The organism is Faucicola mancuniensis, from assembly GCF_046523945.1.
GTDB classification, from domain to species: domain Bacteria; phylum Pseudomonadota; class Gammaproteobacteria; order Pseudomonadales; family Moraxellaceae; genus Faucicola; species Faucicola mancuniensis.
In genome coordinates, this window is sequence record NZ_CP171363.1 from 1,919,136 (window position 1) to 1,944,253 (window position 25,118).

Consider the following 25,118-nt stretch of genomic DNA (forward strand, 5'->3'; position numbering starts at 1 on the left):
TTAATTTTTTAAATATTGTTTAACAGTATATTTATGATAAGTTATGAATGATTTGATTTTATCCACGATTGTTATGTCAATGGAAGATGAAAACGAGTTTGGCGAGGATACGCTATTAGCCGACCCAGAAACCGAAGAAGCGTTAGAAATTCCCAGACGCTATGCGGTGATTTTGTACAATGATGATTATACGCCGATGGATTTTGTGGTGATGGTGTTGCAAAATCACTTTCAATTGCCTTTGGAAAAAGCGATAGATGTGATGTTAAATGTGCATCACGAGGGCTATGGCGTGGCTGGCGTGTTTTCAAAGGATATTGCCGAAACAAAATCTGATGCGGTTAATCAAGAGGCGAGAAATGCAGGTTTCCCTTTATTAACCAAAGCCGAGCCAGTGTAGGTGAGGAATTACTTAATTAATGTAGATAAAAAAAACCAAACAAATTAATGTTTGGGTTTTTTGTTTGATTGAAAATTCAATTATTGTGGGAAAGTAAATGTTTTTGGTGTTGGTAAAACGATACCACCAGAGTTTTGGAAACCCTTATATGTACCATCTGTGGACATACCTCGCAAGGTAATTGTACCATTTGGTGTATAGCTTTCAAATTCAACAACAAAAGTTCGTCTATCTAGCCAGTATGAATTAGTAGGTTCATAACTACCAGTAGTATAATAGTCATCTAGCATATCTGTGTTAAATTTTGCGGTTAGATAGGCAGGTTTACCATTAGATGCAGGGGTGAATTTTAAATCTGTAACAACAGGTACGGTTTTGTTGTTATCTTTTACGACATTAGCCTTATTCGCCCAACCATTTACAACATCAGCGGTAGAACGATATGAAGTTTCATTACCAACGGTAAACGTATTTGGATTAATTATAGTCAGTCTATCACCATCACTATTGGTTGCAGCAAAATTCCAAGTGCCATTGCTAGATTTAGGGTCTGATAAGGTGTGTGTTTCACCACTAATATCTGACAAGACATAAGTAGTACCTCTACAGTCAGCATTGCTAAATAAGACATGTACCAACTTTGTTGTCGTGATTGTATTATTGCTCGTTTTTTCAAATTGCGCAAACCATTGTCTTGATTTGCCACGAGTATCGCTTGGGTCATCATTAGCCATACAAGCACCTTGCCAATAACCAACCATGCTATTCACAGCTTTTTCAACTTCTTGGTTATTCGTTGGTGGTACGACAACATTGTTAAACGCCAATTTTGAAACACGAGTATAAGTCAAACCTTCTGTTGTAAACGTATTGTTATTTACCCAAGTCACGCTACCATAAACGTTTTCTTTTTCGCCTTTGTCATTAGTTTCAACGTCTAAAAAATGGATAACTTGTTGGTTTTTAGCATTGGTTGTTTGGGCGATGACTTGTGGGGTTGATAGCTCTTGGTCTTGGCTACTGTCATCATAACCATCTGTATAACTGCCTGTACAATCCGTATTTTGGTATTTTCTAGTCAGAGCCTTACCAACCAAGACTAATGTATTTGGTGATTTGCCTTTGGCTAATTGGAATACTTCTTGACTGCCTTCATCACAGCTTTGTTGCCAATAACCAACAAAATTATCTGCCAATTTTGACAACTCTGGGGCGTTGCTAACAGTTTGTGATTGAGCAGTTTGAGCAAAATGGTCAATTGCTTTTTTTTCATTTACAACAAATTGATTGGTATTTAATTTTGGTTTTAAAGCTGTTTCAAAAAGCGTATCATTCGTTTCTTGTAATAAAGGCTTAAAGTCAGTTGATACAAAACGCTTAGCAAGGGTTTCATCAATCTGAATACCATTGTCTAACTTGTTATCTTTATCGATACTTTGCAAAAGTTGCAATGTACGGATAGTTTGATTGCGATCAGTCGTCAAATCCGCAGGCGTAATGACCGATTTTGGCATAGTAGAACCAAGTGTCAATTCGCCTAGCTTAAAGCTCACTGCACCAGCACCTACCGTATAAGTAAACTGACCTTTGGCATCGGTTTTTCCGATAGATTTGCCATTTTGGATAACTTCCAATCCTTCAACCGCACTATCCAAAAATGTACCTGTCGCTGTTTTGGGTGTTTTATTACCTGCTTTGTTACTGCTAGAATCACCGCCACACGCAGTTAAAGCCAAAGTTGTCGCCACTGCTAAAGCAGATAGCTTGATAACGTGATTTTTATCCATGATAAACTCCATCTTAAAGTGTTAGGATTTACGTAAAAATGACTTGTCATATGGGCTAGGCGAAACCATTACCCACAAAGTTATGTAAATAAAAGTAACAAAAATGTTAATTCATACCACATAACTTAACAAAATATAAAATTTTGTTGCGTTTATTTTATATCATTATCTGTAAGAACCTCAAGCGTTATTTACACTTTGTTTAAAATAAAACTCCAACCACTCATAAGGAGTAAAGGTTTGAGTTTTGCCAGTAATATCATCTTTTTTAGTTAAAGATGAATGGGGTTTAACGGTATTATAGAAATTAAGAAATCTTGTTAATTCTTGCTTTCTATGTTCACTACCTGTAAATTCACATTGTTCATGCCACATTTCCATGAGCGTACGTATTACTCGTTCTGCTTTACCATTGGTTTGTGGTTTGGCAACTTTGGTGAATTTCTGATTGATGTTGTTATCATAACAGGCTTTGACAAATTCATGGTCTTTTGTGCCTTTATATTCTGTGCCATTGTCAGAATAAATCACCTCAATCGTATAAGGGCAAGGTTTAATAACTTGTTCTGTCAGAAACTTAGCCGCACTAAAAGCTGTTTTGTCTGGCATAATACAAGCATACAGTTCACGAGAATAATCATCAATGGCAACAAACAGATATTCTCTAGGGCTGTTGCTATTTTGTCCTTTGAGCAGTGGTAGGCGTTTTGTATCTACGTGTACCATCTCACCAGGATAGGATTTATTATAACGCTTGGCTTGTTTTTTGAGTTTGTCTTGTATACTCTTTTCAACTTTAGCTAAGCGTTTAATGCCAAATTTCGCTTGTTTAAAGCGATTATTGACACTGGTTTGTGGTTTTAGTAACTTCACTCTAGCAAGTTTCAATACCTTGTAGATTGTTGGTCTTGATACTTTGTATTCTTCAGCAAGTGATGTTACGCTTTGTTTGTTTTGATGATAGGCTATCCAAATAGCTTCTCTTTCAAACGGTAGCAGTCTGGTGTTTTTATGTATGTTCATTTGCAGTATTTTATCCTAAATACTGTAAATAACGCTAGGATATCTTACACATTATCAAAAAAAACAATAATTTTTGTTAAAAATCTGTAAAATTTTACTGCATAATGTTGTGAATACAGGTTCTTACTTTTTTGGCTGACTTGATTTTGTTATATTGAACCTTATTTAAAATAAGACGAAATACAATAAAAAGGAACAATTCGCATGATAAGTCTGCAACTACAAAAAACCTTGCAAAAAGTCGTTACCACCGCCACCAAACAATTTCACGAATATATTACCTTAGAGCATTTATTATTGACTTTGATTGAAGACAATGATTCAGTCATTGAGACGTTGGTCGCTTGCAAAGCCGACCTTGATAAAATGCAAAAAGATTTGACCCAATATATCAACGAAAACACCCCCACCGTTAATAATCCCAACACCCCACCCAAACAAACTCGTGGCTTTGATAGAACGTTGCAACGGGCGATTTTTCATGTTCAAGCCAGTGGTCAAGGCAGAATGGTAGAAGGTTCGGATTTGCTGGTTTCTATGTTTTCTGAATCGGACGCTTATGCGGTATATTTGCTGAAAAAACAAGGCATTACCCGTTTAGAATTGACCCAATATTTATCCCACGCCAACAAGCCCACCACGCCAGAAGATGACGAAGACGACGAACCACGAGGTCGCAACGCTCGCACAAGAATGCGTAAAACGGCACTGGATAGCTATACGGTCAATCTCAATGAAAAAGCCAGACAAGGCAACACCGACCCTTTGATTGGCAGACAATTAGAAATTGAACGTACTGCACAGATTTTGTGTCGCAGACGCAAAAACAATCCGTTATTGGTGGGCGACCCTGGTGTCGGCAAAACGTCGATTGCCGAAGGTTTGGCTTGGCTGATTGTCCATGAAAAAGCCCCAAAACCGCTCCACGGCTGTGAAGTGTATAGCCTTGACATTGGTTCGTTAATCGCTGGGACGAAGTTTCGTGGCGACTTTGAAAAACGTATCAAAGAGTTGCTTGATGAATTAAAACAAAAACCGAACGCTATTTTATTTATTGATGAAATTCACATGATTATTGGGGCTGGCTCGTCCATGAACAGCACGATGGACGTGTCAAACTTGTTAAAACCTGCATTGGCAAGCGGTGAATTGCGTTGTATTGGTTCAACGACATTTGTTGAGTACCGTCAAGTCTTTGAAAAAGACCATGCCTTGACACGCCGTTTTCAAAAAATTGATGTCAATGAACCGAGCATTGACGACACCATCAATATTTTGCGTGGTTTAAAATCGCATTACGAGGACTTTCATCATGTCAGTTATACTGATGAGGCGTTGCAAAGTGCGGTGAATCTGTCAGTCAAGCACATTCACGAGCGTTTTTTGCCTGATAAAGCCATTGATGTGATTGATGAAGCTGGGGCATTTACCCGTTTACAACAAACAGCAGATGACGAAAATCAACAAAATCCTGTGATTGATGTGGTAAATATTGAACAAATCGTGGCAAAAGTTGCCCGTATTCCACAAAAATCTGTCAGTCATGATGACAAAGAAAACTTAAAAAACCTTGAAATTAATCTAAAACATCTTGTGTTTGGACAAGACGAAGCGATTAAAACTTTAGCCGATTCCATCAAACTGTCTCGAGCAGGGTTAAAGCCTGATGACAAGCCGATTGGTTCATTTATGTTTGCAGGACCGACAGGCGTTGGTAAGACCGAAGTGAGCCGTCAGCTTGCTAATTTGTTGGGCATTGAACTGATTCGTTTTGATATGTCAGAATATATGGAAGCCCACACCGCATCACGCTTAATTGGGGCACCACCGGGTTATGTTGGCTTTGACCAAGGCGGACTTTTGACCGAAAAAATCAATCAATTTCCGCATTGTGTCTTATTACTTGATGAAATTGAAAAAGCCCACCCCGATGTGTTTAATTTGTTATTACAAGTCATGGATCATGCGTCTTTGACTGATAATAACGGCAGAACGGCAAGTTTTAAACAGGTGATTTTGATTATGACCACCAATGTCGGAGCGGACAGCATTAGCCGTAACAGTATGGGTTTTACCACACAAGACCACAGCCGTGATAATGGCGAAGCAATGAAGTGGGTGTTTACCCCAGAGTTTCGCAATCGCCTTGATGCAATCATTCATTTTAATCCGTTAAATCAAGAAGTTATCGTTTCTGTTGTGGATAAATTCTTAACAGAATTGCAAGCCCAGCTTGATGATAAACAAGTCATTTTGGAAATCAATGATGAGGTGCGAGAATACCTTGCCAACAAAGGCTATGATAGACTGATGGGGGCAAGACCGATGAACCGACTGATTCAAGACGAGGTCAAAAAACCATTGGCGGAGATGATTTTGTTTGGTGACTTGGAGAATGGCGGAACGGTGGCGGTGACGATGGAAAACAACAGCATTCAGCTAAATGTTACCAAAAAAAATCGCAAAAAAACCAATCCACAAACCGAAACCATTTAACATTATAAAAAAGAGAAAAACCATGACTCAACCAAAAAAACGCATTGCTATTTTAGGGGCGACAGGCTCAATTGGCGATAGCACTTTATCCGTTATCGCCCAAAATTTAGACCGTTATGAAGTCGTGGGGTTGTCTGGTTTTTCTCGTTTGGATAAATTATTAAGCCTTTGCCAAACGTTTTTGCCAAAATTTGTCTGCGTGCCTGATGACAAAGTGGATTTTTTTCATCAGCAATTACAACAGCTTGGCTTACATTGCCAAATTTTAAGCGGAAAAGATGGACTAGACACCTTAGCCAGTCATGATGATGTGGATATGCTCGTGGCTTCCATTGTTGGCTCGCCAGGGCTATCTTCAACCTTATCAGCGGTCAAAGCGGGCAAAACCGTACTACTTGCCAATAAAGAAGCCTTGGTGATGGCAGGAGAGTTGATGATAAATGAAGTTGCCAAATCTGGTGCGACTTTGTTGCCGTTAGACAGCGAACACAATGCGATTTTTCAATGTTTGCCGACCGATATCCAACAAAATCCCACTGCGATTCATGATAAAAAGCACGGCATCAAAAAGTTGTGGCTGACGGCATCTGGCGGTTCGTTTTTGGATAAAACTTTTGAACAAATGCAAAATGCCAGTGTCGCCCAAGCGGTCAAGCACCCAAATTGGTCAATGGGACAAAAAATCTCGGTGGACTCTTCTACTATGATGAACAAAGGGCTAGAGCTGATTGAAGCCAGTTATTTATTCAATATGCCTGTGGTGGACATTGATGTTGTTATGCACCCACAAAGTATTGTTCATTCTATGGTGGAATATGTGGACGGTTCGTTTTTGGCACAGCTAGGTTCGCCTGATATGCGAACACCGATTGCTCATGCGTTGGCGTATCCTGAACGGATAAATAGTGGCGTTGAACGGTTGGATTTATTTAGCCTAAGCAATTTGACTTTTTTAAAACCTGATTTGACAAAATTTAAATGTTTAGCATTGGCGTATCAAGCCATGCAAGCGGGCAGTTATGCGTGTATTGCGTTAAATGCGAGTAATGAAGTGGCGGTGCAAGCGTTTTTAGACGAAAAAATTCGTTTAACGGATATTGCGGATATGAATGAACAAGTGTTAAATCAAATTCAAAGCCAAAAAATTGCTTCATTAGAAGACATTTTAGCAGTTGATAATCAAGCTCGGCAGTTGGCAAGTCGGTTATTACCATGATGACATTTATAAACGTGTGAATTTTGAGAGTTAAGCCTAAAAGGTGATGTATGAGTTTTATCTTAATTGTATTGTCAGCTATCATTGTGCTAGGGCCTTTGGTCGCCTTGCACGAATGGGGGCATTATATCGTGGCTCGGTTATGCGGTGTCAAAGTTTTGACTTATTCCATCGGTTTTGGTCCAAAAATTGTCAGTTGGACAAGTAAAAAAACTGAAATTAATTACGCTATTTCCGCCATTCCACTCGGTGGTTATGTCAAAATGTTGGACGAGCGAGAAGGCAAAGTCGCCGAAAACGAACGCCACCTTGCCTTTAACAATCAACACCCACTCAAAAAAATTGCCATTGTGGCGGCAGGTCCTGTGATGAATTTAATCATTGCTATTGGACTGTTTTGGTTGTTACTCATGACCCCAAGCATACAATTGTCCACAAAAATCGGCTCAATTTTGCCAAATACGCCAGCAAGTGAAACAACTTTGCAAATTGGCGATGAAATCACTGCCATTGATAACAAAGCGGTCAGCAGTTGGCAAACCATCAACTACGCCTTAGCCGATAGAATGGGCGAGACAGGCAAAATTGATGTTACCGTGCAAAACGCCAATGGCACATTTAACCATGCCTTATCCGTCAATCAATTTATGCAAGAAAAAAATGGCAAACCTGTGGACAGCCTAGAAAGTCTCGGTGTATTGCCGTGGCAACCGACCATTGTGCCGATTGTAGGTGATATCAGCCCAAATAGCCCTGCCATGCGACAAGGCTTAAAAACAGAGGATAAAATTTTGTCGGTCAATGACAGGGCGATAAGTGATTGGATAAGTTTTACCAAAATCATTCGTGAAAATCCTGAAAATATGCTCAATGTCAAAGTATTGCGAGATGGTAAAACGGTTGAATTACAAATTATTCCGCAACTTATCAAAGACACGATGGGCTATAAACAAGGACAAATTGGGGCAGGAGTGCAAAAAAGCGAAATCAAAATTCCCCAAGAATACCAAAAAACGGTGGTGTATGAGCCTATTCCAGCATTAGGGCAAGCGGTGTATCGCACGTATGATTTGAGTGCCATGACCCTAAAATCTATGGGAAAAATGCTAACAGGCTTGATTGGTATTGACAACATTTCAGGACCGATTACCATTGCCAAAGTTGCCAATCACAGCTTTAGTATCGGTTGGGAAGCGGTTCTAAACTTTATGGCGATGATTAGTTTAAGCCTTGCGGTGCTAAATTTGTTACCCATTCCTGTGCTTGATGGTGGGCATTTGGTGTATTATGCCATTGAGCTGATTCGTGGCAAACCCTTACCAGAGCAGGTGCAACTTGTTGGTTTAAACATTGGTATGCTGATTATGGGGGCATTTATGCTGTTGGCGATTGGCAATGATATCAGTCGGCTGTTTTGATTTTTTAATACAATTTTATAAAACCAAAAAAACGGCTAGATTTAGCCGTTTTTTTATGTCATACAATCAATCATTTAATTGACGGTTTGGTAAGATATCTTTTATCATATCACGCAGTTGGTGCAATGACACAACGGTGCTTTCCCAGTCTAGGCAACCATCAGTGATAGATTTGCCATATTCAAGTTTTGATAAATCTGCGGTCAAATCTTGGCGACCGCCTTTAAGATGACTTTCTACCATCATACCAATGATTGAGCGGTTGCCATTGACGATTTGTTCACCGATATTGTGAATCACCATCGGTTGCAAATAGGGGTCTTTGTTTGAATTGGCATGGCTAGAATCCACCATGATTTTGCCTGTGACTTTGCCTTTGGCAAGCTCGTTTTCAGCTTGAGCCACAGCGGCTGCATCATAGTTTGGTTTGCCATTTCCGCCACGCAATACCACGTGCGAATAAGGGTTGCCTTTGGATTTGATGATTGACACTTTGCCATCAGCCGACAAGCCCAAAAAGCTGTGTCCAGATTTGACCGCTTGCATGGCGTTGACCGCAACCGTCATACCGCCGTCTGTGCCGTTTTTAAAACCAACAGGGCATGACAAGCCTGATGACATTTCACGGTGGGTTTGGCTTTCGGTGGTTCTTGCACCGATGGCAGACCAACTAATTAAGTCTTGGATATATTGTGGGGTGTTTGGGTCAAGTGCTTCGGTTGCACAAGGCAAGCCTTTTTCGTTTAAATCAATTAACAATTGACGAGCGATTTTTAAGCCTTTGTTAATATCAAAGCTGTCGTTCATGTCTGGGTCGTTGATAAGCCCTTTCCAACCAACGGTAGTACGTGGTTTTTCAAAGTACACACGCATGACAATATAAATACTGTCTTCAATCTCTTTGGCAAGTACGGCAAGTTTATCGGCATATTCGTGGGCGGCTTTGATATCATGGATTGAGCAAGGTCCAATCACCATCAGCAAGCGTTTGTCTTTGCCATCTAAAATATTTTTGATGGTTTCACGTCCTTTTAACACCGTTTGGTAGGCTTTATCCGTCAAAGGTAGCTCAGTTTTTAGCTCGGCTGGGGTTGCCAGTGGCAAAATTGCGTCAAGGTTCACGTTATCAATATCTGCGGTATCAGTTTGGGAAAAAGTAGTCATAGCGTTCACATTTTATCATTGACAATAAAAGTTAAAAAAGAACACTCACTATAAACTAAAAATGTGTTTTTGTCATTAATTGATTGTAAATTGTTGCTTACTTTTAGTTTAATTTAGCATAACCTTATGTTAATATTTTAGCATGAAAGTATAAATCATAAAAGTACTAGAACCTGTTCACAATTAATTCGCAAATCAATTTTTGTGAAATTTTATACACAAACCTATGCTTTTTCTGCTAAAAATAAATGGCTAAATCTTGTTTTTCTTCGTCAAAAACTTGCCTAATAGAATGACTATCAGCCTGTGTTTTTTCCTTGAAAAACCTGCGATTTATCTCATTTTTAGTTAGAAAAATTAATTGTGAACAGGTTCTAACAAAAATTGGTAAAAAATATGACAACACAAACCATCAATTTGGTAAAAACCCAACTGAAACCACTCACCATCGGTATTGTTGCAGGCGAAATTTCTGGCGATGCCTTGGGTGCGGATTTTATGCATCAAATGAACAATTTGCGAGATGATATCACATGGGTCGGCGTGGGCGGTAGCAAAATGCAGGCGTTGGGGCTAAAGTCTATCATTGATATGTCAAGGCTGTCGGTGATGGGCTTGGTGGAAGTGATTTCGCATTTGTCGGATTTGTTCGCCGCCAGAGATGAGATTTTACAAACTTTTTTTGATAAAAAAATTGACATTTTTGTTGGCATTGACGCACCTGATTTTAATTTAAGACTGGGAAAAAAACTCAAACCCACAGGCGTTTTTTGTGTGCAATACGTCAGTCCATCTATTTGGGCGTGGCGAGAAGGGCGGATTCACAATATCAAACAGTCTACTGATTTGGTGCTGTGTCTGTTTCCGTTTGAGTTGGACGTTTACCAAAAACATCATCATCCTGCGGTGTGTGTCGGACACCCATTGTTAAAAACCATTGACAAAAAATTATTGCATACCGATGTGTTAGATTTGCGGTTGAATTTGATTTGGGAAAATCCATATTTGCACCAATTTTTTGCGTCCTTTGGCAAAGGCAAAAAAGACGACATGAGCCATTTAATCGCCGTTATGCCGGGTTCTAGGCGGAGTGAAATTGCCAGTATTTTACCCAATATGTTAGAAAGTATGCACAAATTATTGCTGATGGATAATCAACTTTGTTTTATTATTCCAACGATTAATCAAAATTTTAAAACCATGGTTGAACAATATTTGCAAAATGAACCAAATCAGTTACAAGAACGTGTGGTCGTCTGTTGTGATGAAAATATTGCCAACTTTAGTCAGCAAATTATGGCAATATCAGATTTGATTTTGTTGGCATCAGGCACAGCGACCCTTGAAGCGATGTTGTTAAACCGTCCGATGGTGGTAACTTATACCATGAAACCGTTGACATATTGGCTTGCCAAACGTTTGGTAAAAATTGATTATGTGGCATTGCCCAATATTTTGGCAAACAAGCAAATCGTGCCAGAATTAATCCAAGATGAAGCGACAGCGGATAATATTTGCCGAACGGTACAACAAAATTTGACCCCGCAAAAATATCAACAACAGTTACACGAGTTAAGCCAAACCACACAAACGTTGCGACAGCAGAGCAATGTTAACCCTGCGGTCGCTGTGATAAATGCGTGGTTTGGATTTTAAATGCAATTTTGATTATTTTAACATATTAATAGGGTTAATCGGCGAGCCACGATAGCGGATTTGAAATTCAACGGCAGGCTGATTAACCGCATTGACATGGGCGACTGTGCCGATAGTTTGCCCTGCTTGTACGATTTGTTTTTCTTTGACGGCAAAGTTTGCCAAATGGGCGTAAGCGGTGATGTAGTCATTGTTGTGCTGAATCATCACCAAATTGCCATACTCTGGCAAACCATTGCCCACATAGATTACAGTGCCTGCTTGGCTGGCAGAAACGGCTGAACCACGTGGAGCTGCATACCATACGCCACGAGTGCCAGCCGTTTCATCATAACCACGAATCAAACGACCATTAACAGGTGGCAACCATTTTGTACTACTGGTATAGCTTGGCACGGTGTTAAAGTTTTGTGTGTGAGTGGCAGTTGATGGGGTAGCAACCGTAACAGGGCGAGAGGTCGCACGAGTTTGTACTTGTTGTCTTTGTTGTGTGGCAGTCAATTGCAAGCGTTGCCCGGGGTGAATGGTATAATTGCTGTCCAAGCGGTTTAACATACCGATTTGACGATAATTTAAACCATAACGGTTGGCGATTTTGCTGACTGTATCACCACGTTGAACCGTGTGATACATGGGGATATTGCGGTAATTGGTGCTTGATGTTTTGACTGTTGCAGGTTTTGATGAACAAGCAACTAAAAGCAAACTTGCGGTAACAATACCAGTGGTTAAAGTAAAAGATTTTGACAAAATAGACATAAACATTCCCAAAGATATCAGTTAAAAGGTCAGTTTTTAAAGATTGGCGGTAATTTAACCACAATCACAACAAAAAGTCATGGATAAAACGCAAAATAAAACAGATAAAGCGTGATTTTTGTGAAAATACAACAAAGTGTAACATTACAATAAGAAATTTTGCTAAATTTTATGCAAATAACACATTCATTGTGAAGCGTTTTTTATAAATTTTAACAAAATTTTAGTTTTTTGTTTGCTCAAAAAAATCTCATCAAAGCGATATAAAAACATTACAAATTCACAACATTTCTATTATAATAACTCAATTTTTTTATCACTGGGGCAATCTTTTATTGGGATAACTATGAACGACACAACGCACAACAACGCAGACACAGGCTGGTTTCCAAAATGGCAAAAATACGATGGACATCTTGACCATCATCCTGTTGGTATTCATGAATATTTGCCAATTGACAAAAGTATATTATTGGGCTTGCAACACGCTTTTGCCATGTTTGGGGCAACAGTTTTAGCACCTTTATTAATGGGATTTGATGCCAATTTGGCAATTTTAATGGCAGGCATTAGCACGATTTTGTTTTTCTTTTTGACAGGTGGACGAGTGCCGAGTTATTTAGGCTCAAGTTTTGCCTTTATCGCCCCTGTCATTACTGCCACCGCTTATGCAGGGTCTGGGGCAAATTTAAATTTATCGGTTGCCTTAGGCGGTATCATGGCGTGCGGTGCGATTTATGCGATGATTGGCTTATTGGTGATGAAAACAGGTGTGGCATGGATTGAAAAATTGATGCCACCGATTGTTACAGGGGCGATTGTGATGATTATTGGGCTAAATCTTGCCCCTGTTACCATCAAAGGCGTATCTGGCAATCAGTTTGACAGTTGGGTCGCCTTGATGACGGTGCTGTGTATCAGTGGTGTGGCGGTGTTTGCTCGGGGCATGGTTCGAAGACTTTTGTTGTTAATTGGCTTAGTTTTGGCGTATGTTGCTTATTTTGTGTTAGCCAATGTGATGGGATTTGGTACACCGATTGATTTTGCACCGATTGCCAATGCACCTTTGTTTGGTTTGCCAAATTTTTATCACCCAACGTTTGACATGAATGCCATTATTTTAATCGCCCCTGTAGCGTTTATTTTAGTTGCCGAAAATTTGGGGCATATCAAGGCAGTGGAAGCAATGACAGGTCAAAGCGTGTCGCCTTATATGGGGCGAGCGTTTTTTGCTGATGGGGCGTGTACCATGTTGTCAGCTGGCTGTGGCGGAACTGGCGTTACCACTTATGCCGAAAATATTGGCGTGATGGCGGTAACAAAAGTGTATTCTACCACCATTTTTGTGGTGGCAGGTTTGGTTGCGGTATTATTGGGTTTATCACCAAAATTTGGGGCGATTATTCACAGTATTCCGTCAGCCTTGCTTGGCGGTGCGTCTATTGTGGTGTTTGGTCTTATCACCATTGCAGGTGTCAAAATTTGGCAAGATAACAAAATTGATTTTAGCCAAAATAGCAATCTGATTATCGGTGCGGTAACGCTGATTATGGGGGCAGGAGATTTTAGCTTGCATATTGGACAGTTTAATTTGGGCGGTATTGGCACAGCGACTTTGACCGCCATTGTGTTAAATTTGGTGTTAAATCGTGCTAAATAATCTAAAACCAAAATATAAAGCTATTTTATAAGTTGGGTAGGGCTTGCGATACCCAATAAATGCTTGTTAAATGTTGGGTATCATGCTTTTATAAAAAAGGATTTGCCACTTCGGTAACGTTGGCTTGTTGTTCTTGGGCAATTTGGGCGTGGTCAATCTGACTTGCCCCATTTTTTTGCAAAAAATCCACCATTTCGGCAAATTGTTGTTGCAACTGTTTGGCTAATTCAAGGCTTTGTTTGTCAATGGTAAAACTGGCATTGCCATACATATTGACTTGGTCGCCTTGATTTTCAAAGGTGATTTCACCAACATCGGTGCTGATACTGACAGATTGGCTGTCGTTTTGAAAGGGTGCAAAATTACTCATGATTGTTCCTTATTAATTTTTTTTAAATAAGTTGTTAAAATTTAATGGTCATTTTGTTGGATTTAATTTGATAGTTAAGTGTGGGAAAGCTGTCCACGCCAGTGCGTTCGTATAGCTGTTGCAAACTTAAAATATCCGTTTGTTGACTGGCATCGTTGGGCGTGATAAAGGCAACCGCTTGATTTTGGCTTGGAAAATACACCGCCTTATAAAAATGGCTTGGCACAAGGATACGATTGTTAATTTTGTTGATTCTAGGGCTTAGGTAACTAACCCCTGTAACCACGTAGGCTTGACCGTATTGATTGGTGAGTTCTCTGACCTTTTGTTCAATTTTTACCCAATTTTTTTGGTTATTGTCTGGGTGCTGTGGGGCGATATTGGCAAGGCTAAAACTGTCAAACTGTGAATTTTTGTTTGACATATCGGCATTTGGGGCAAGGTGTCCACGGTCGTAACCTGAATTTCTATAGTCCGCCAACTCACTACGCAACGCTGTTGGCAAGCGTGATTCTGCATGAAAATTATTTTCTCGTGGCAACTGTTTAGCATAGGTCAAACGTTGACGTGTCAAATATTCTGTTACCCAAATCGGCGTGCGAGAAATGCCCGAATACATCACCGCAAAGCCATCAAAACAAAGCGGATAGCTGTCTTTGACAAAGTTGGCAGGCAGGGTCGGCTGTGTGCTTTGCAAAAACTGTTGTTGGCATTGTTCAAAGCCTTTTAGCGTGGTTTGGCTTGGGGTTGTGGTGGATTGGGTTGGGGTTGTTTGGTTGCCACTGCTACCGCCTGTGCAAGCGGTCAAAAAAATTGGCAAACTTAACAGACTAAAAGCAAAAATACGCATGATATTTCTCGTTGTTTTTGTGGGTTTTGGTTGTTGGTTTACATTGAAAACTTTATCAATATTATATATCATGTGTCGAAATTTTTTACAAATTTTTATACGTTTAGGGTATCGCTGTTGTAGGTAAGTCTTGCCATGTTAAAAAAACTTCCGTTATGGATAAAAGTGGGCGGTGGCGTGTTGGCATACAGTGCAGGCTGTGTTAATAGCACGGCTTTGGTGGGGTTTACCCATCTGTCGGCATCGCACGTAACGGGTAATGTGTCTCTTTTTGCCACAGCCATCGCCCACAAAGACATCAAAATGCTGTTGATGGTGTGTGCGGTGTTGTTGTCATTTTTGTTTGGCTCGGTCATTAGTGGCTATGTCGTGGGCAGTACCAATCTTAAAGCAGGACGGCGTTATGGCACAGCTTTGAGCATTGAAGCGGTATTGTTAATTATCAGTTTGATGCTGTTTACCCAACATTCGTTTTTGGGGCATTTTTTTGCGACCATGGCGTGCGGATTGCAAAATTCTATGGTGGCGACTTATCGTGGAGCAGGGATTCGCACCACTCATTTGACAGGGTTAACGTCTGATATGGGGGCATCAATTGGCAACTGGTTGGCTGGGCGTGGTACAGACAAAAAAATGGTCATGTTTCAGGCGATGATTTGGTATTGTTTTTGTGGTGGTGGCGTTACAGGGGCGATTTTGTATGTCAAAATCGGCTATTTGGCGTTGATTTTACCGATTGTGATTGTGATTTCGTCCGCTATGTTATACCATTGGATTTTTTTAAAATGGGAAAAATTTCATCATGAACAACCCAACCTTTAAACGATTTTAAAAATCAACGCTCAGCAATCATACATTGTTTGGGCGTTTGTTTTTTGTTTACCGATGTGATACAAGCCCAGCGACCGTCTTGTTTTTCACTGCTGATACGGTACATAATCAAGGTTTGACCGTTAAGCCAACGGTTGGGAAATTCAATGTTTTCTACAGTGGCTTGGATAATACAAGGACTGGTGGTGGCGATTTTGTCCGATGTTGTCAAAATAGTTAAACGAATATTATGATGATTGGCGTTAAACGGTGTGTTAATTGGGCATTGCCCTGTCGCTTGATAAATACTTTCCACACGGTTTTGCACATTTTGTACGATGTCTAGGGTTTCAAATAATACTTCGTTGGCTTTTTGTTTGGCAAAAATCGGCAAAAACTGCACTTGAATAACCATCAATGCAAAGGCAAAAAAGCCAAACGCCAACCCCATGCCCACAGGGCTGACTTGCCCTTCATAACGCAGATGATTTAATTGGCGTTCCACATCGTTTGGGTACATCTCAATCGCATCGGCAATCTCTCGGCGAGCGGTGCGATAATAATAAGCATCGCACCAACGAGCGACCATAAATGCCCAAAATAACCAAACTGTCATGCCAATACCAAAACGAGTAAACATTTGTAAATTTGTTGGCAAAGAAGTAATAATCAAAAATTCACAAATCACCAAAATAATCGTGATATTGAGATGAATAAATGACCAGCCAGCGACCGAATACACCACGCTGTCCAAATAGCGTTTTCGGTACAACAGCCACGAAAATGTCATAAAAAACCCCGCCCAATGCCATTTTGCCGAAAGCCTACCAGCATTGTCAAAATCTTGAAAACGCTTTAAATAATACGCCTGTGAACGCTTGCCAATAAAAGCTTTGTCGTACATCAAACGCTCAGCATCGGTAAGCTGTGGCTGATAAAAAGGCGGTGGCGAAGTGGTTTCTATAAATAACATGAGTGAATTTCTGGTCGTTTTTAGTGATTTTAATTATGACAGCAATCGCATATAATAGCGTAATTTTTTTAAGATGATTAGATTTTTTTATGAATATACCAAATTTTAACCAAAAAAACCTTGATTTATCAACACAAGTTCAACAATCTATCAAAGATGATATTGAATATGCCAAAATCAAAACCAAAGTGATGAAAGATGAAGTGGCGGACGTGGCGACACACACGCCAGAACATTTACGCAAAATCAATACCTTTATGAAACGAAAAACCCACATGGGCAAAAAAGCCGAAGTGGGGCTGACGGACGATTATGCACGTTATTTTGTGCAAGATTTATCCGAAATTGGCGATATGAATATTGACAAAATTGATAATTTGCGAAATTTATTTGACAATCCGAACAATCCTTTGACCCTTGAAATCGGTTTTGGCATGGGGACAAGTTTGGTAGAAATGGCAACCGCCGAGCCAAATCGCAACTTTGTCGGCATTGAAGTGCATGAAGCTGGCTTGGGTAACTGTGCATTTTTGGCAGGTGAGCAAGGTTTGACAAATTTAAAATTGATTAGTGGCGATGCCATTGAGCTGATGAACCAGTTGCCCGCACAGCATATTGATACGGTGCAGTTGTATTTTCCAGACCCTTGGCAAAAAAAGCGTCATTACAAACGCCGTTTTGTCAGTGGTGAGCGTATGGCGGTGGTGGAGCGAGTGTTGACGACAGGCGGACTGTTTCATTCGGCGACCGATTGGGAGCATTATGCGTTTTGGATGCTGGAAGTGATGGATAGTTTGGCAGGGTTTGACAATGTGGCTGGCAAGGGACAGTTTTTGCCAAGACCTGATTTTCGTCCGATGACCAAGTTTGAAAAACGAGGGATTGATGAAGGGCGAGCGATTTATGATGTTTTGTATAAAAAAATTTCATAAGATTTAAAAGGAAAAATTATGTTTAGTAATCCTGTGTATATCACTTTCGCACTGTATTTGATGATGGTGCTTGGCATTGGTTTTGTGGCGTATTTTGCCACACGCAATTTTGATGATTATATTTTGGGTGGGCGAAGTCTTGGTAGCTTTGTTACGGCAATGTCGGCAGGTGCGTCCGATATGTCAGGCTGGCTGTTGATGGGGCTACCGAGTGCGATTTATTTGAGTGGTTTAAGTCAGTCTTGGATTGCGATTGGGCTGGTGATTGGGGCGTATTTTAACTGGTTGTTGGTCGCTGGGCGTTTGCGAGTGTTTACCGAATTTAACCAGAACGCTTTGACTTTGCCTGAGTATTTTTACCACCGTTTTGGCAGTAATAACAAACTGATGAAAATCGCCACCGCAGCGATTATTTTGTTTTTCTTTACTATTTATTGTGCGGCAGGCGTGGTCGCTGGTGCAAGGCTGTTTGAAAGTTTGTTTACGGATATGGATTATGTAACCGCCTTGTGGCTTGGGGCTGGAGCGACCATTATTTACACCTTTATCGGTGGGTTTTTGGCGGTGAGTTGGACGGATACCATTCAGGCAAGTTTGATGATTTTTGCCTTACTACTTGCCCCTATGATGGTGTATTTAAATCTAGGCGGTATGAACGAAATTCACGGTGCGTTGGCAATCGCAAGCCAAGCCAATGGCATTGAGTATGATAGTCTGCTGTTTGGCACAAGTTTTGTCGGTATTTTGTCGGCGGCGGCGTGGGGCTTGGGCTATTTTGGACAGCCACATATTTTGGCTCGTTTTATGGCGGCAGAAAGCGTCAAATCGCTTAGCAATGCTCGCCGTATTGGCATGACGTGGATGGTGCTGTGCCTTGGCGGTGCAGTGGCGGTCGGTTATTTTGGTTTGGCGTATTTTACCACGCACCCAGACTTAGTCGCCCAAATGAAAGATGCATCAGGTGCGGTCAATAGTGAACGAATTTTTATCGCTTTATCCAAAATTTTGTTTAATCCTTGGATTGTTGGCATTGTATTGTCAGCAATTTTGGCGGCGGTGATGAGTACCTTAAGCTGTCAGTTGCTGGTCTGCTCAAGTGCGATTACCGAAGATTTTTACAAAGGTTTTTTACGTCCCAATGCCAGTCAAAAAGAGTTAGTGTGGATAGGTCGTTTGATGGTGTTATTGATTGCTATCATTGCCATTGTTATCGCTTATAATCCAGATAGCAAGGTGTTAAGCCTTGTGTCAAATGCGTGGGCAGGTTTTGGTGCGGCGTTTGGTCCTGTGTTGATTTTGTCTTTATTTTGGAAAAAAATGACCGCACATGGGGCATTGGCAGGTATGATTGTCGGTGCGATTACCGTTGTCGCTTGGAAACCTTTGACAGGCAGTGAATTGTACGAGATGATTCCGGGCTTTATTTTGGCAATTTTGGCGATTTATGCCGTTTCTATGTTTACCAAAAACAGTGATGACGTGGAAAAACGCTTTATTGAAGCCAATCAAGCCTATAACAATGCCAAATAACCGTTTGAAAATTTTAAAAAAAGGACACGCATGCAACAGTTTTTTATCAAAGCATGGCAAAAACAAGCGATTTGGCTGTGGTTATTTTTGCCGATTGCTTGGCTATATCGATTGGTGATTTGGCTCAATAAAAAACTGTATGAGCATGGGCTTAAGCCAAAATATTATCCAAGCGTGCCTGTTATCGTGATTGGTAACATTACGGTAGGCGGTAGTGGCAAAACGCCTTTTATCATTGCATTGGTGCAATATTTACAACAAAAAGGCATTAAGGTGGGCGTGATTAGCCGTGGTTATGGCGGTGATAGCAGTATCATGCCCACCATTGTATCGCCCACATCAACGCCCAGTCAAGTGGGCGATGAGCCTTGTCTGATTGTGCAGACCACAGGCGTGCCGATGGCGGTCTGCCCCAATCGTGGACAGGCGATTGATTTGTTGTTACAACAGCATGACGTTCAGTTAATTTTGGCGGACGATGGCTTACAACATCATGCCCTAGACCGTGATAAAAACTGGATTGTCGTGGATACCATGCGTGGTTTCAGTAATAAACAATTGTTGCCAGTTGGTTTTTTGCGAGAACCGATTGCTCGGTTAAATCAAGAAGATACTGCCGTCATTTATCATGTTAATGAAAAAACCAAACAGCAGTTTGTTAATAAACCGACCATGCAACTGCAACAACAGCACATTGAGCCATTGTTTTTTAACAAACAAAGTTTTATTTTTTTAACCCCGCAAACTGCCAAGCAAGTCATCGCCATGACAGGCATTGGCTATCCACAGCGATTTTTTGAAAGTTTGGCAGAACTTGGATTTGATGTCATCAAAATGCCAAAAAACGACCATCATCAATTTAGCCTAAGCGATTTTGATAATTTGCCAAATTTGCCAATCGTTGTAACCAGTAAAGATGCAGTAAAATTACGGATTTTGTGCCAACAGCATGAGATTGCCGAACGAATTTGGGTGTTGCCCGTGGTGGCAGTGTTAAACGATAGTGTTTATCAAATTTTGGATACGCAGTTAAGTGAGCTTGGTATTCATGTTAAATCCACTTTGTAAACAAACATAAAAATTTTGCTACATTTTGCTACATAAAACCCATTCACTTCATATTATCATATACAAAAAATGCTAAGTAATTGCATTTATTCAATTTTATAATTTTTCTAATCAAAATTGTAAACTAAAAACGATAATAATAATTACAAGGTGGTTTTGCATTTTTATTGTAAAATTTATTTTAAAAGCGGTTGTCAAAATTCATTATTTAAGTTTGGTTTTTTTATGTCTGTTTATCTAAAAGGCTGGTTGTTGCTCGGTATGGTCGCTTTGACAGCGTGCCAACCTGCGACCAAACCCAAAGATAACGCCCATAAAGACACCACTTCTACCCCAAAACCGCTTGCACAATTATCACAAAACCTTACCCAAAATTTACCAAAATATCATCTGCACATCGCTGCCGCTCCCAATGTCAAATTTGCTTTGCCGATTATCGCCAGTGAGTTTAAAGAAGACAACCCAAATATTGATATCACCTATAGCTTTGCCCCATCTCGGGTGATTTTAAACGATGTCAAAGACTACAGACAGCGATATGATATTGTACTTGCGGACAATCAAGTTGTTCCTTTTGAGATTGCCACCAAGATTCTCAATCAAGCGAGCAAAACCTTTACTTATACGCAAGGCGAGCTGGTCGTATATAGCAAAAAATATGACATGACAAGCAGTCCGACAGCGACTTTTGATGGTCTATTGATGGATAATCAGCCGTTTTCGGTGGTGGTGGGCGATATGGAAAATTTGTCCTACGGCATTGCGACCAAAGAATGGCTTATCAATCAAAATCTATACCCACGCATTGAGCAAAATTTGATAGTAATTGACAATTTTTTACAAAGTGTGGAAATGGTAAATGCTAATCAAGCGGATTTTGCGATTGTCAGTCTAGGACAAGTGCTAAATGACAGCCGTGAATTGACCGTAAAAAGTGCTTCACAGCAACATTCTTATGCTGTTTTGCCAAAAAACAGCTATCCTGCCATTTATCAAGATGGCATCGTGTTAAAACAAAGCGATGCCAGCCAAAAATTTGTGGATTATTTACAATCCACCAAAGCCCAAGAAATTCTGAATGACGCAGGGTTTTTACCGATTTGCCAACAGACCAGTCTGTTACCTGCGTGCAAAGAAAAATCTTGATTTAATGATGATTTAAACAATCACTTGACGGATTTGTTCGGCAAGTTTAGCAAGCTCTTCATGATTGGCAGTTTTGTCTTCATGTTTGCCAATCTCATGCACATGAGTTGGGATTAAATGCACATGATAATGAAACACCGATTGTCCTGCCTGTGCGTTGTTCAGTTGCATTTGTACGATGCCTTCGGTATTTAGTACTTGGCGTTGGGCTTGCATGACCTTTTGGGCGGTGCTAAAAACCGCTTGCAGATAATCGGCAGGCATATCGGAGAGTTCCACCGCTTCGCATTTTGGAATTACCAACGCATGACCTGTCGCCATCGGCATGATGTCCATAAACGACAAGGTTTTGTCGTCTTCATAAATTTTGTGGCAAGGAATTTCGCCACGAATGATTTTTGCAAAAATATTTTGATTATCGTAAGCCATTGTTTTTCCTTATTTTTTATCAAATAAATCTAAAACCGTTTCATTAATAATAAACTGCCGAATATCGGTCAGCATGGTAACATCATAATTATGCACAAAGGCAACGCTCAAATCTCGGCTTGGGTCGCACCACGCCATAGAGCCGTTGTAGCCTGTATGCCCAAAGGCATTATCTGCGTCTTGGCACACGCTAAATACCCGATGATAGCCCAGTCGCCAATTCATCACCGCAGGCATAACACGGTCGTATTGGGCGTTTTGAATGGCGGTAAATTTGTCAAACCAATGTTCATCAATTAGCCGAACACCGTCAATCTCACCAGCATTGGCAAGCATGGCATAAATTTTTGCCATCGCAAAACTGCTTGCGACCACATTGGCGGCAGGGATTTGTGATTTTAGGGTATCGGTTTGATAATAATCAAATTCTCGGCTTTGTTTTGGTACAAGGGACGCTTTATAATCCGCCATGTCAATTTTGCGAATATTAAAATAAAGTTGGTTAATTGCTTGCGTGGTTAATGGCTTGTCAGTGTTTTTATTGACTAATTTTTGCCAACAAGCATAACACGGCAAACTTTGATAAAAAGCCAACGTTTGTTCGCTGTCATTGACTAATACAGGTTTGGTGCGAGTGCTTAAATTTACAACTCGTTCTGGCACGGCGATTTTGTTTAATTTTTCTAAATTCAATTTAAAATAAACTTCACCAACGATACCAAGCGGTTCGCACAAATAATTGTCTAATGCCTGTTGCAAGGTCATGTTGGTAACTTGCTCAATCAGACCGCCCAACACCCAGCCTGAAACCAACGCACTGTAAGCGACAAATTTGTCATTGTTTTCGTTGTCTTGTTCATCAAATGCCAATTTTTTTGGGCTGACCGCCATTTTGGCGACTTTGTTGAGCATGTTTTGCCAATCTTGCACATCTTTGGCATTATCGGTTACGCTCGTGATGTCAAACAACCCTGCTTCATGGCTTAACACATCAGCAAGGGTAATATTTTGTTTACTATTTTGAGAAAAATCTGTCCAATATTTACCAATCGGTTCATCATAATTTAACAGACCGTTGGACACCAAAATATGAATTAACGTTACCAAAACGCCTTTGCCTGTGGAATAGTTGAGCGATAAGGTATGATTGTTCCAGTTAGTTTCGTCAGCGATATGCGTTTTGCCAAAATTAAGCTCGCTTACAGGTTTGCCATGATGAAAAATGGTTAAACTACAGCCACCACTTGCTTGGTTTAGGTCAAATTGATTGACAATAGACTGTAGTTGTTGATTGATTGCTTGATAATCCATGTATTGATAATCCATGTAATTGTTACTTTCCTAAAGCTTTAAACATTAATCTGTAATTTTGTGTGCCGTCAAATCTTCAATATGCCCCAATACGTGCGGTTTTGGCGTATTGACATCATACACACCGAAGGTAATATTTTTTTCGCTGTTGTCATATTTGGCAATAAATTCCACTTCAGAGGGCAAAAATACAGGCAATTTAAAATCTACATCACAACGAAACGCCTTTGACAAATCGTCCAACTGTGCCAAACATTTGGCTTTTGTCCACATACCGTGAGCGATGGCTTTGGGAAAACCAAAGGCTTTGGCGGAAAGTGGGTGCAAATGAATCAGATTAAAATCGCCTGAAACAAAGGCATAACGGCGACCGATATCTTCGCTGATTTCCCAAAATTGGTGCATATCGTTTTCGTCTAAGGTCGGTTTTGGCGTGATTTCAGTTGGTTTTTTGGCGGTTTTTGGCTTTTTTTGACGTGATAAATAAGTAGATGTACCTTCCCAAACCAGTTCATCATTTTCATAAACATGGGTGACAAAATCAAACTGCTTGCCTTTGTCGTGGTCTTGCAAATTGTCAAATTTGACCGTCATTTTAAACGTACCTGTGTCTTGGATACGGCGGTACTGCACGACACGGTTATGAATATGCACCAAGCCCAACATGGCAAACGGAAACGGCTCTTTTACCATCATATTCATCTGTAAACTTTGCGACAGCACGGCAAAATAGGTCGGTGGTACAAAACTATTATTGGCAAATCCACAAATCTTGCGATAATCGGTCAAATTATCATGGTCAATCACCAAACTATCCACGCTATAAGTGGCGGACGGTAGTTGACTTTTATCAAGTTTGTCATGGTCATTTATCGGTAGTAAACTTTTGATAATGTTGGCGTAGGTGGTGTGTGGCTTTGGTAATTGATTAAAATGTTGGTCTGACATAGATTTCCCTATAAACATAATGGCTTTCAAACTTGCCTATTATAATCCATATTGCACTTGCGAACATACAAAAATAATAGAAAAAATGTTATTTTTTTGAAAAAAAAGCGATTTTTAATTTTTTTAAACAAAAACGAAAAACAAAAAGGACACTGATTGTATCCTTTTTATTAAATCAAATTTAGATATTTTTTAAAAATTACTGCTCAACAAACGCTCTTTCTACCACATAATCACCTGTACCGCCCATGCGTGGTGAACATTTTAAGCCAAAATCGTCTAAAATTTCGGCAACGTCTTTATTCATTGACGGACTACCGCACAGCATGGCTCGGTCGTTTTCTGGGTTAATCGGTGGCAAGCCAATATCTTCAAATAATTTGCCTGATTTCATCAAATCGGTCATACGCCCTTGATTGCGGAACGGCTCACGAGTTACAGTTGGATAATAAATCAATTTATCTTTGACAAATTCGCCCAAAAGTTCATCTTCAAACAACTCTTTTTCAAACATTTCACGATAACCAAGCTCGCTGACATAACGCACGCCATGTACCAAAATCACTTTGTCAAATTTTTCGTACACTTCTGGGTCACGAGCCAATGACAAAAACGGTGCAAGCCCTGTGCCTGTCGCAAGCATATACAAATGTTTGGCATTTGGGTTTAAATCGTCCAAAACAAGCGTACCTGTCGGTTTTTTGCTAACGAGCAATTTTTCACCGACTTGAATGTGTTGCAAAATAGAAGTCAACGGGCCGTCTTGCACTTTGATAGAATAAAATTCTAACTCTTCGTCATAGTTTGGGCTTGCGATAGAGTAGGCACGCATGAGCGGTTTGCCGTCTACTTCTAGTCCAATCATGGCAAATTCACCATTACGAAAACGCAAGCCATCGTTGCGAGTGGTTTTAATGGTAAACAAAGTTTCATTCCAATGATGAACATAAGTTACCGTTTCTTCATAAAATTTTGCTAAAATTTTTGCACGAGCATCGTTATTTTCTGACATAAGTTTACCTTTCTTGTCGTTTTTAAAGTTTTTTAAATAAAAATGGGAAAATGATTGGTTGAAATCAAAAGTTTGTATATCATACCAAATTTTTGTCAAAAAAAGGTAGTTTTGCTATAAAAAAATGGCATAATATTAGAACTTGTATTCATAACATCAC

Annotated in this window: 22 protein-coding genes; 11 read left to right on the forward strand and 11 right to left on the reverse strand. The window is 40.1% G+C overall.

Annotation, left to right across the window (positions count from 1 at the left end; translation table 11 throughout):
• The first annotated feature begins 43 nt into the window (after positions 1-43).
• On the forward strand, positions 44-400 hold the full coding sequence (locus tag ACGTJS_RS09490) for an ATP-dependent Clp protease adaptor ClpS (RefSeq protein ID WP_410471875.1): 357 nt from the start codon (positions 44-46) through the stop codon (positions 398-400).
• Positions 401-480: 80 nt separating this feature from the next.
• Here the strand turns inward: ACGTJS_RS09490 and ACGTJS_RS09495 are convergent, their stop codons facing one another.
• Entirely contained in the window at positions 481-2,187 is a 1,707-nt protein-coding gene (locus ACGTJS_RS09495; protein ID WP_410471876.1) for a hypothetical protein, read from the reverse strand.
• Between the two features lie 180 nt (positions 2,188-2,367).
• Positions 2,368-3,210, reverse strand: a complete 843-nt coding sequence (locus ACGTJS_RS09500; protein WP_410471877.1) for an integrase core domain-containing protein — start codon at positions 3,208-3,210, stop codon at positions 2,368-2,370.
• Between the two features lie 204 nt (positions 3,211-3,414).
• Here ACGTJS_RS09500 and clpA point away from each other — a divergent pair, with 204 nt between their 5' ends.
• Genes clpA through rseP form a run of 3 tightly spaced genes read left to right on the forward strand, consistent with a single transcriptional unit; the run spans position 3,415 to position 8,340 of the window.
• Positions 3,415-5,706, forward strand: coding sequence for an ATP-dependent Clp protease ATP-binding subunit ClpA (gene clpA / locus ACGTJS_RS09505; protein ID WP_410471878.1), 2,292 nt, complete (start codon positions 3,415-3,417; stop codon positions 5,704-5,706).
• Between the two features lie 22 nt (positions 5,707-5,728).
• The gene (gene ispC / locus ACGTJS_RS09510) at positions 5,729-6,922 is read left to right on the forward strand and encodes a 1-deoxy-D-xylulose-5-phosphate reductoisomerase (protein ID WP_410471879.1); all 1,194 of its coding nucleotides are present in this window, start codon (positions 5,729-5,731) and stop codon (positions 6,920-6,922) included.
• 50 nt (positions 6,923-6,972) lie between these two features.
• Positions 6,973-8,340, forward strand: a complete 1,368-nt coding sequence (gene rseP, locus ACGTJS_RS09515) for an RIP metalloprotease RseP (RefSeq protein ID WP_410471880.1) — start codon at positions 6,973-6,975, stop codon at positions 8,338-8,340.
• 66 nt (positions 8,341-8,406) lie between these two features.
• Here the strand turns inward: rseP and ACGTJS_RS09520 are convergent, their stop codons facing one another.
• The gene (locus ACGTJS_RS09520; RefSeq protein ID WP_410471881.1) at positions 8,407-9,504 is read right to left on the reverse strand and encodes a 3-deoxy-7-phosphoheptulonate synthase; all 1,098 of its coding nucleotides are present in this window, start codon (positions 9,502-9,504) and stop codon (positions 8,407-8,409) included.
• Between the two features lie 396 nt (positions 9,505-9,900).
• Between ACGTJS_RS09520 and ACGTJS_RS09525 the strand changes: the two genes are divergently transcribed.
• On the forward strand, positions 9,901-11,160 hold the full coding sequence (locus tag ACGTJS_RS09525) for a lipid-A-disaccharide synthase (RefSeq protein WP_410471882.1): 1,260 nt from the start codon (positions 9,901-9,903) through the stop codon (positions 11,158-11,160).
• A 12-nt stretch (positions 11,161-11,172) separates the two neighbouring features.
• Here ACGTJS_RS09525 and ACGTJS_RS09530 read toward each other — a convergent pair whose 3' ends face one another.
• A complete protein-coding gene (locus ACGTJS_RS09530) occupies positions 11,173-11,919 on the reverse strand; it encodes a peptidoglycan DD-metalloendopeptidase family protein (protein WP_410471883.1) in 747 nt (248 codons plus the stop codon).
• Between the two features lie 346 nt (positions 11,920-12,265).
• Between ACGTJS_RS09530 and ACGTJS_RS09535 the strand changes: the two genes are divergently transcribed.
• A complete protein-coding gene (locus tag ACGTJS_RS09535) occupies positions 12,266-13,579 on the forward strand; it encodes a solute carrier family 23 protein (protein WP_410471884.1) in 1,314 nt (437 codons plus the stop codon).
• Between the two features lie 88 nt (positions 13,580-13,667).
• On the opposite strand, the gene ACGTJS_RS09540 is transcribed toward ACGTJS_RS09535, so the two are convergent.
• Together ACGTJS_RS09540 and ACGTJS_RS09545 are read right to left on the reverse strand one after the other, a co-directional pair.
• Entirely contained in the window at positions 13,668-13,949 is a 282-nt protein-coding gene (locus tag ACGTJS_RS09540; RefSeq protein ID WP_410471885.1) for a hypothetical protein, read from the reverse strand.
• A gap of 34 nt (positions 13,950-13,983) precedes the next feature.
• Positions 13,984-14,799, reverse strand: a complete 816-nt coding sequence (locus ACGTJS_RS09545; protein WP_410471886.1) for a DNA/RNA non-specific endonuclease — start codon at positions 14,797-14,799, stop codon at positions 13,984-13,986.
• A 135-nt stretch (positions 14,800-14,934) separates the two neighbouring features.
• On the opposite strand from ACGTJS_RS09545, the gene ACGTJS_RS09550 reads away from it, so the two are divergent.
• Complete coding sequence (locus tag ACGTJS_RS09550) at positions 14,935-15,621, forward strand: YoaK family protein (RefSeq protein WP_410471887.1); 687 nt, start codon at positions 14,935-14,937, stop codon at positions 15,619-15,621.
• A 13-nt stretch (positions 15,622-15,634) separates the two neighbouring features.
• Here ACGTJS_RS09550 and ACGTJS_RS09555 read toward each other — a convergent pair whose 3' ends face one another.
• The gene (locus ACGTJS_RS09555; RefSeq protein ID WP_410471888.1) at positions 15,635-16,582 is read right to left on the reverse strand and encodes a DUF2628 domain-containing protein; all 948 of its coding nucleotides are present in this window, start codon (positions 16,580-16,582) and stop codon (positions 15,635-15,637) included.
• Positions 16,583-16,773: 191 nt separating this feature from the next.
• Between ACGTJS_RS09555 and trmB the strand changes: the two genes are divergently transcribed.
• The 4 genes from trmB to modA all read left to right on the forward strand — a co-directional run bounded on the left by trmB (position 16,774) and on the right by modA (position 21,258).
• Positions 16,774-17,514, forward strand: a complete 741-nt coding sequence (trmB, locus tag ACGTJS_RS09560; protein WP_410473254.1) for a tRNA (guanosine(46)-N7)-methyltransferase TrmB — start codon at positions 16,774-16,776, stop codon at positions 17,512-17,514.
• Positions 17,515-17,532: 18 nt separating this feature from the next.
• Positions 17,533-19,044, forward strand: coding sequence for a sodium/proline symporter PutP (gene putP, locus ACGTJS_RS09565; RefSeq protein WP_410471889.1), 1,512 nt, complete (start codon positions 17,533-17,535; stop codon positions 19,042-19,044).
• A 30-nt stretch (positions 19,045-19,074) separates the two neighbouring features.
• Positions 19,075-20,112, forward strand: a complete 1,038-nt coding sequence (gene lpxK / locus ACGTJS_RS09570) for a tetraacyldisaccharide 4'-kinase (protein WP_410471890.1) — start codon at positions 19,075-19,077, stop codon at positions 20,110-20,112.
• A gap of 225 nt (positions 20,113-20,337) precedes the next feature.
• On the forward strand, positions 20,338-21,258 hold the full coding sequence (modA, locus tag ACGTJS_RS09575) for a molybdate ABC transporter substrate-binding protein (RefSeq protein ID WP_410471891.1): 921 nt from the start codon (positions 20,338-20,340) through the stop codon (positions 21,256-21,258).
• Between the two features lie 12 nt (positions 21,259-21,270).
• On the opposite strand, the gene ACGTJS_RS09580 is transcribed toward modA, so the two are convergent.
• The 4 genes from ACGTJS_RS09580 to ACGTJS_RS09595 all read right to left on the reverse strand — a co-directional run bounded on the left by ACGTJS_RS09580 (position 21,271) and on the right by ACGTJS_RS09595 (position 24,958).
• A complete protein-coding gene (locus ACGTJS_RS09580; protein WP_315041389.1) occupies positions 21,271-21,687 on the reverse strand; it encodes an HIT family protein in 417 nt (138 codons plus the stop codon).
• A 9-nt stretch (positions 21,688-21,696) separates the two neighbouring features.
• On the reverse strand, positions 21,697-23,013 hold the full coding sequence (locus ACGTJS_RS09585) for a serine hydrolase domain-containing protein (protein ID WP_410471892.1): 1,317 nt from the start codon (positions 23,011-23,013) through the stop codon (positions 21,697-21,699).
• A 30-nt stretch (positions 23,014-23,043) separates the two neighbouring features.
• Positions 23,044-23,946, reverse strand: coding sequence for a MaoC/PaaZ C-terminal domain-containing protein (locus ACGTJS_RS09590; protein ID WP_315041393.1), 903 nt, complete (start codon positions 23,944-23,946; stop codon positions 23,044-23,046).
• A 199-nt stretch (positions 23,947-24,145) separates the two neighbouring features.
• Complete coding sequence (locus ACGTJS_RS09595) at positions 24,146-24,958, reverse strand: ferredoxin--NADP reductase (protein WP_410471893.1); 813 nt, start codon at positions 24,956-24,958, stop codon at positions 24,146-24,148.
• Positions 24,959-25,118 lie beyond the last annotated feature (160 nt).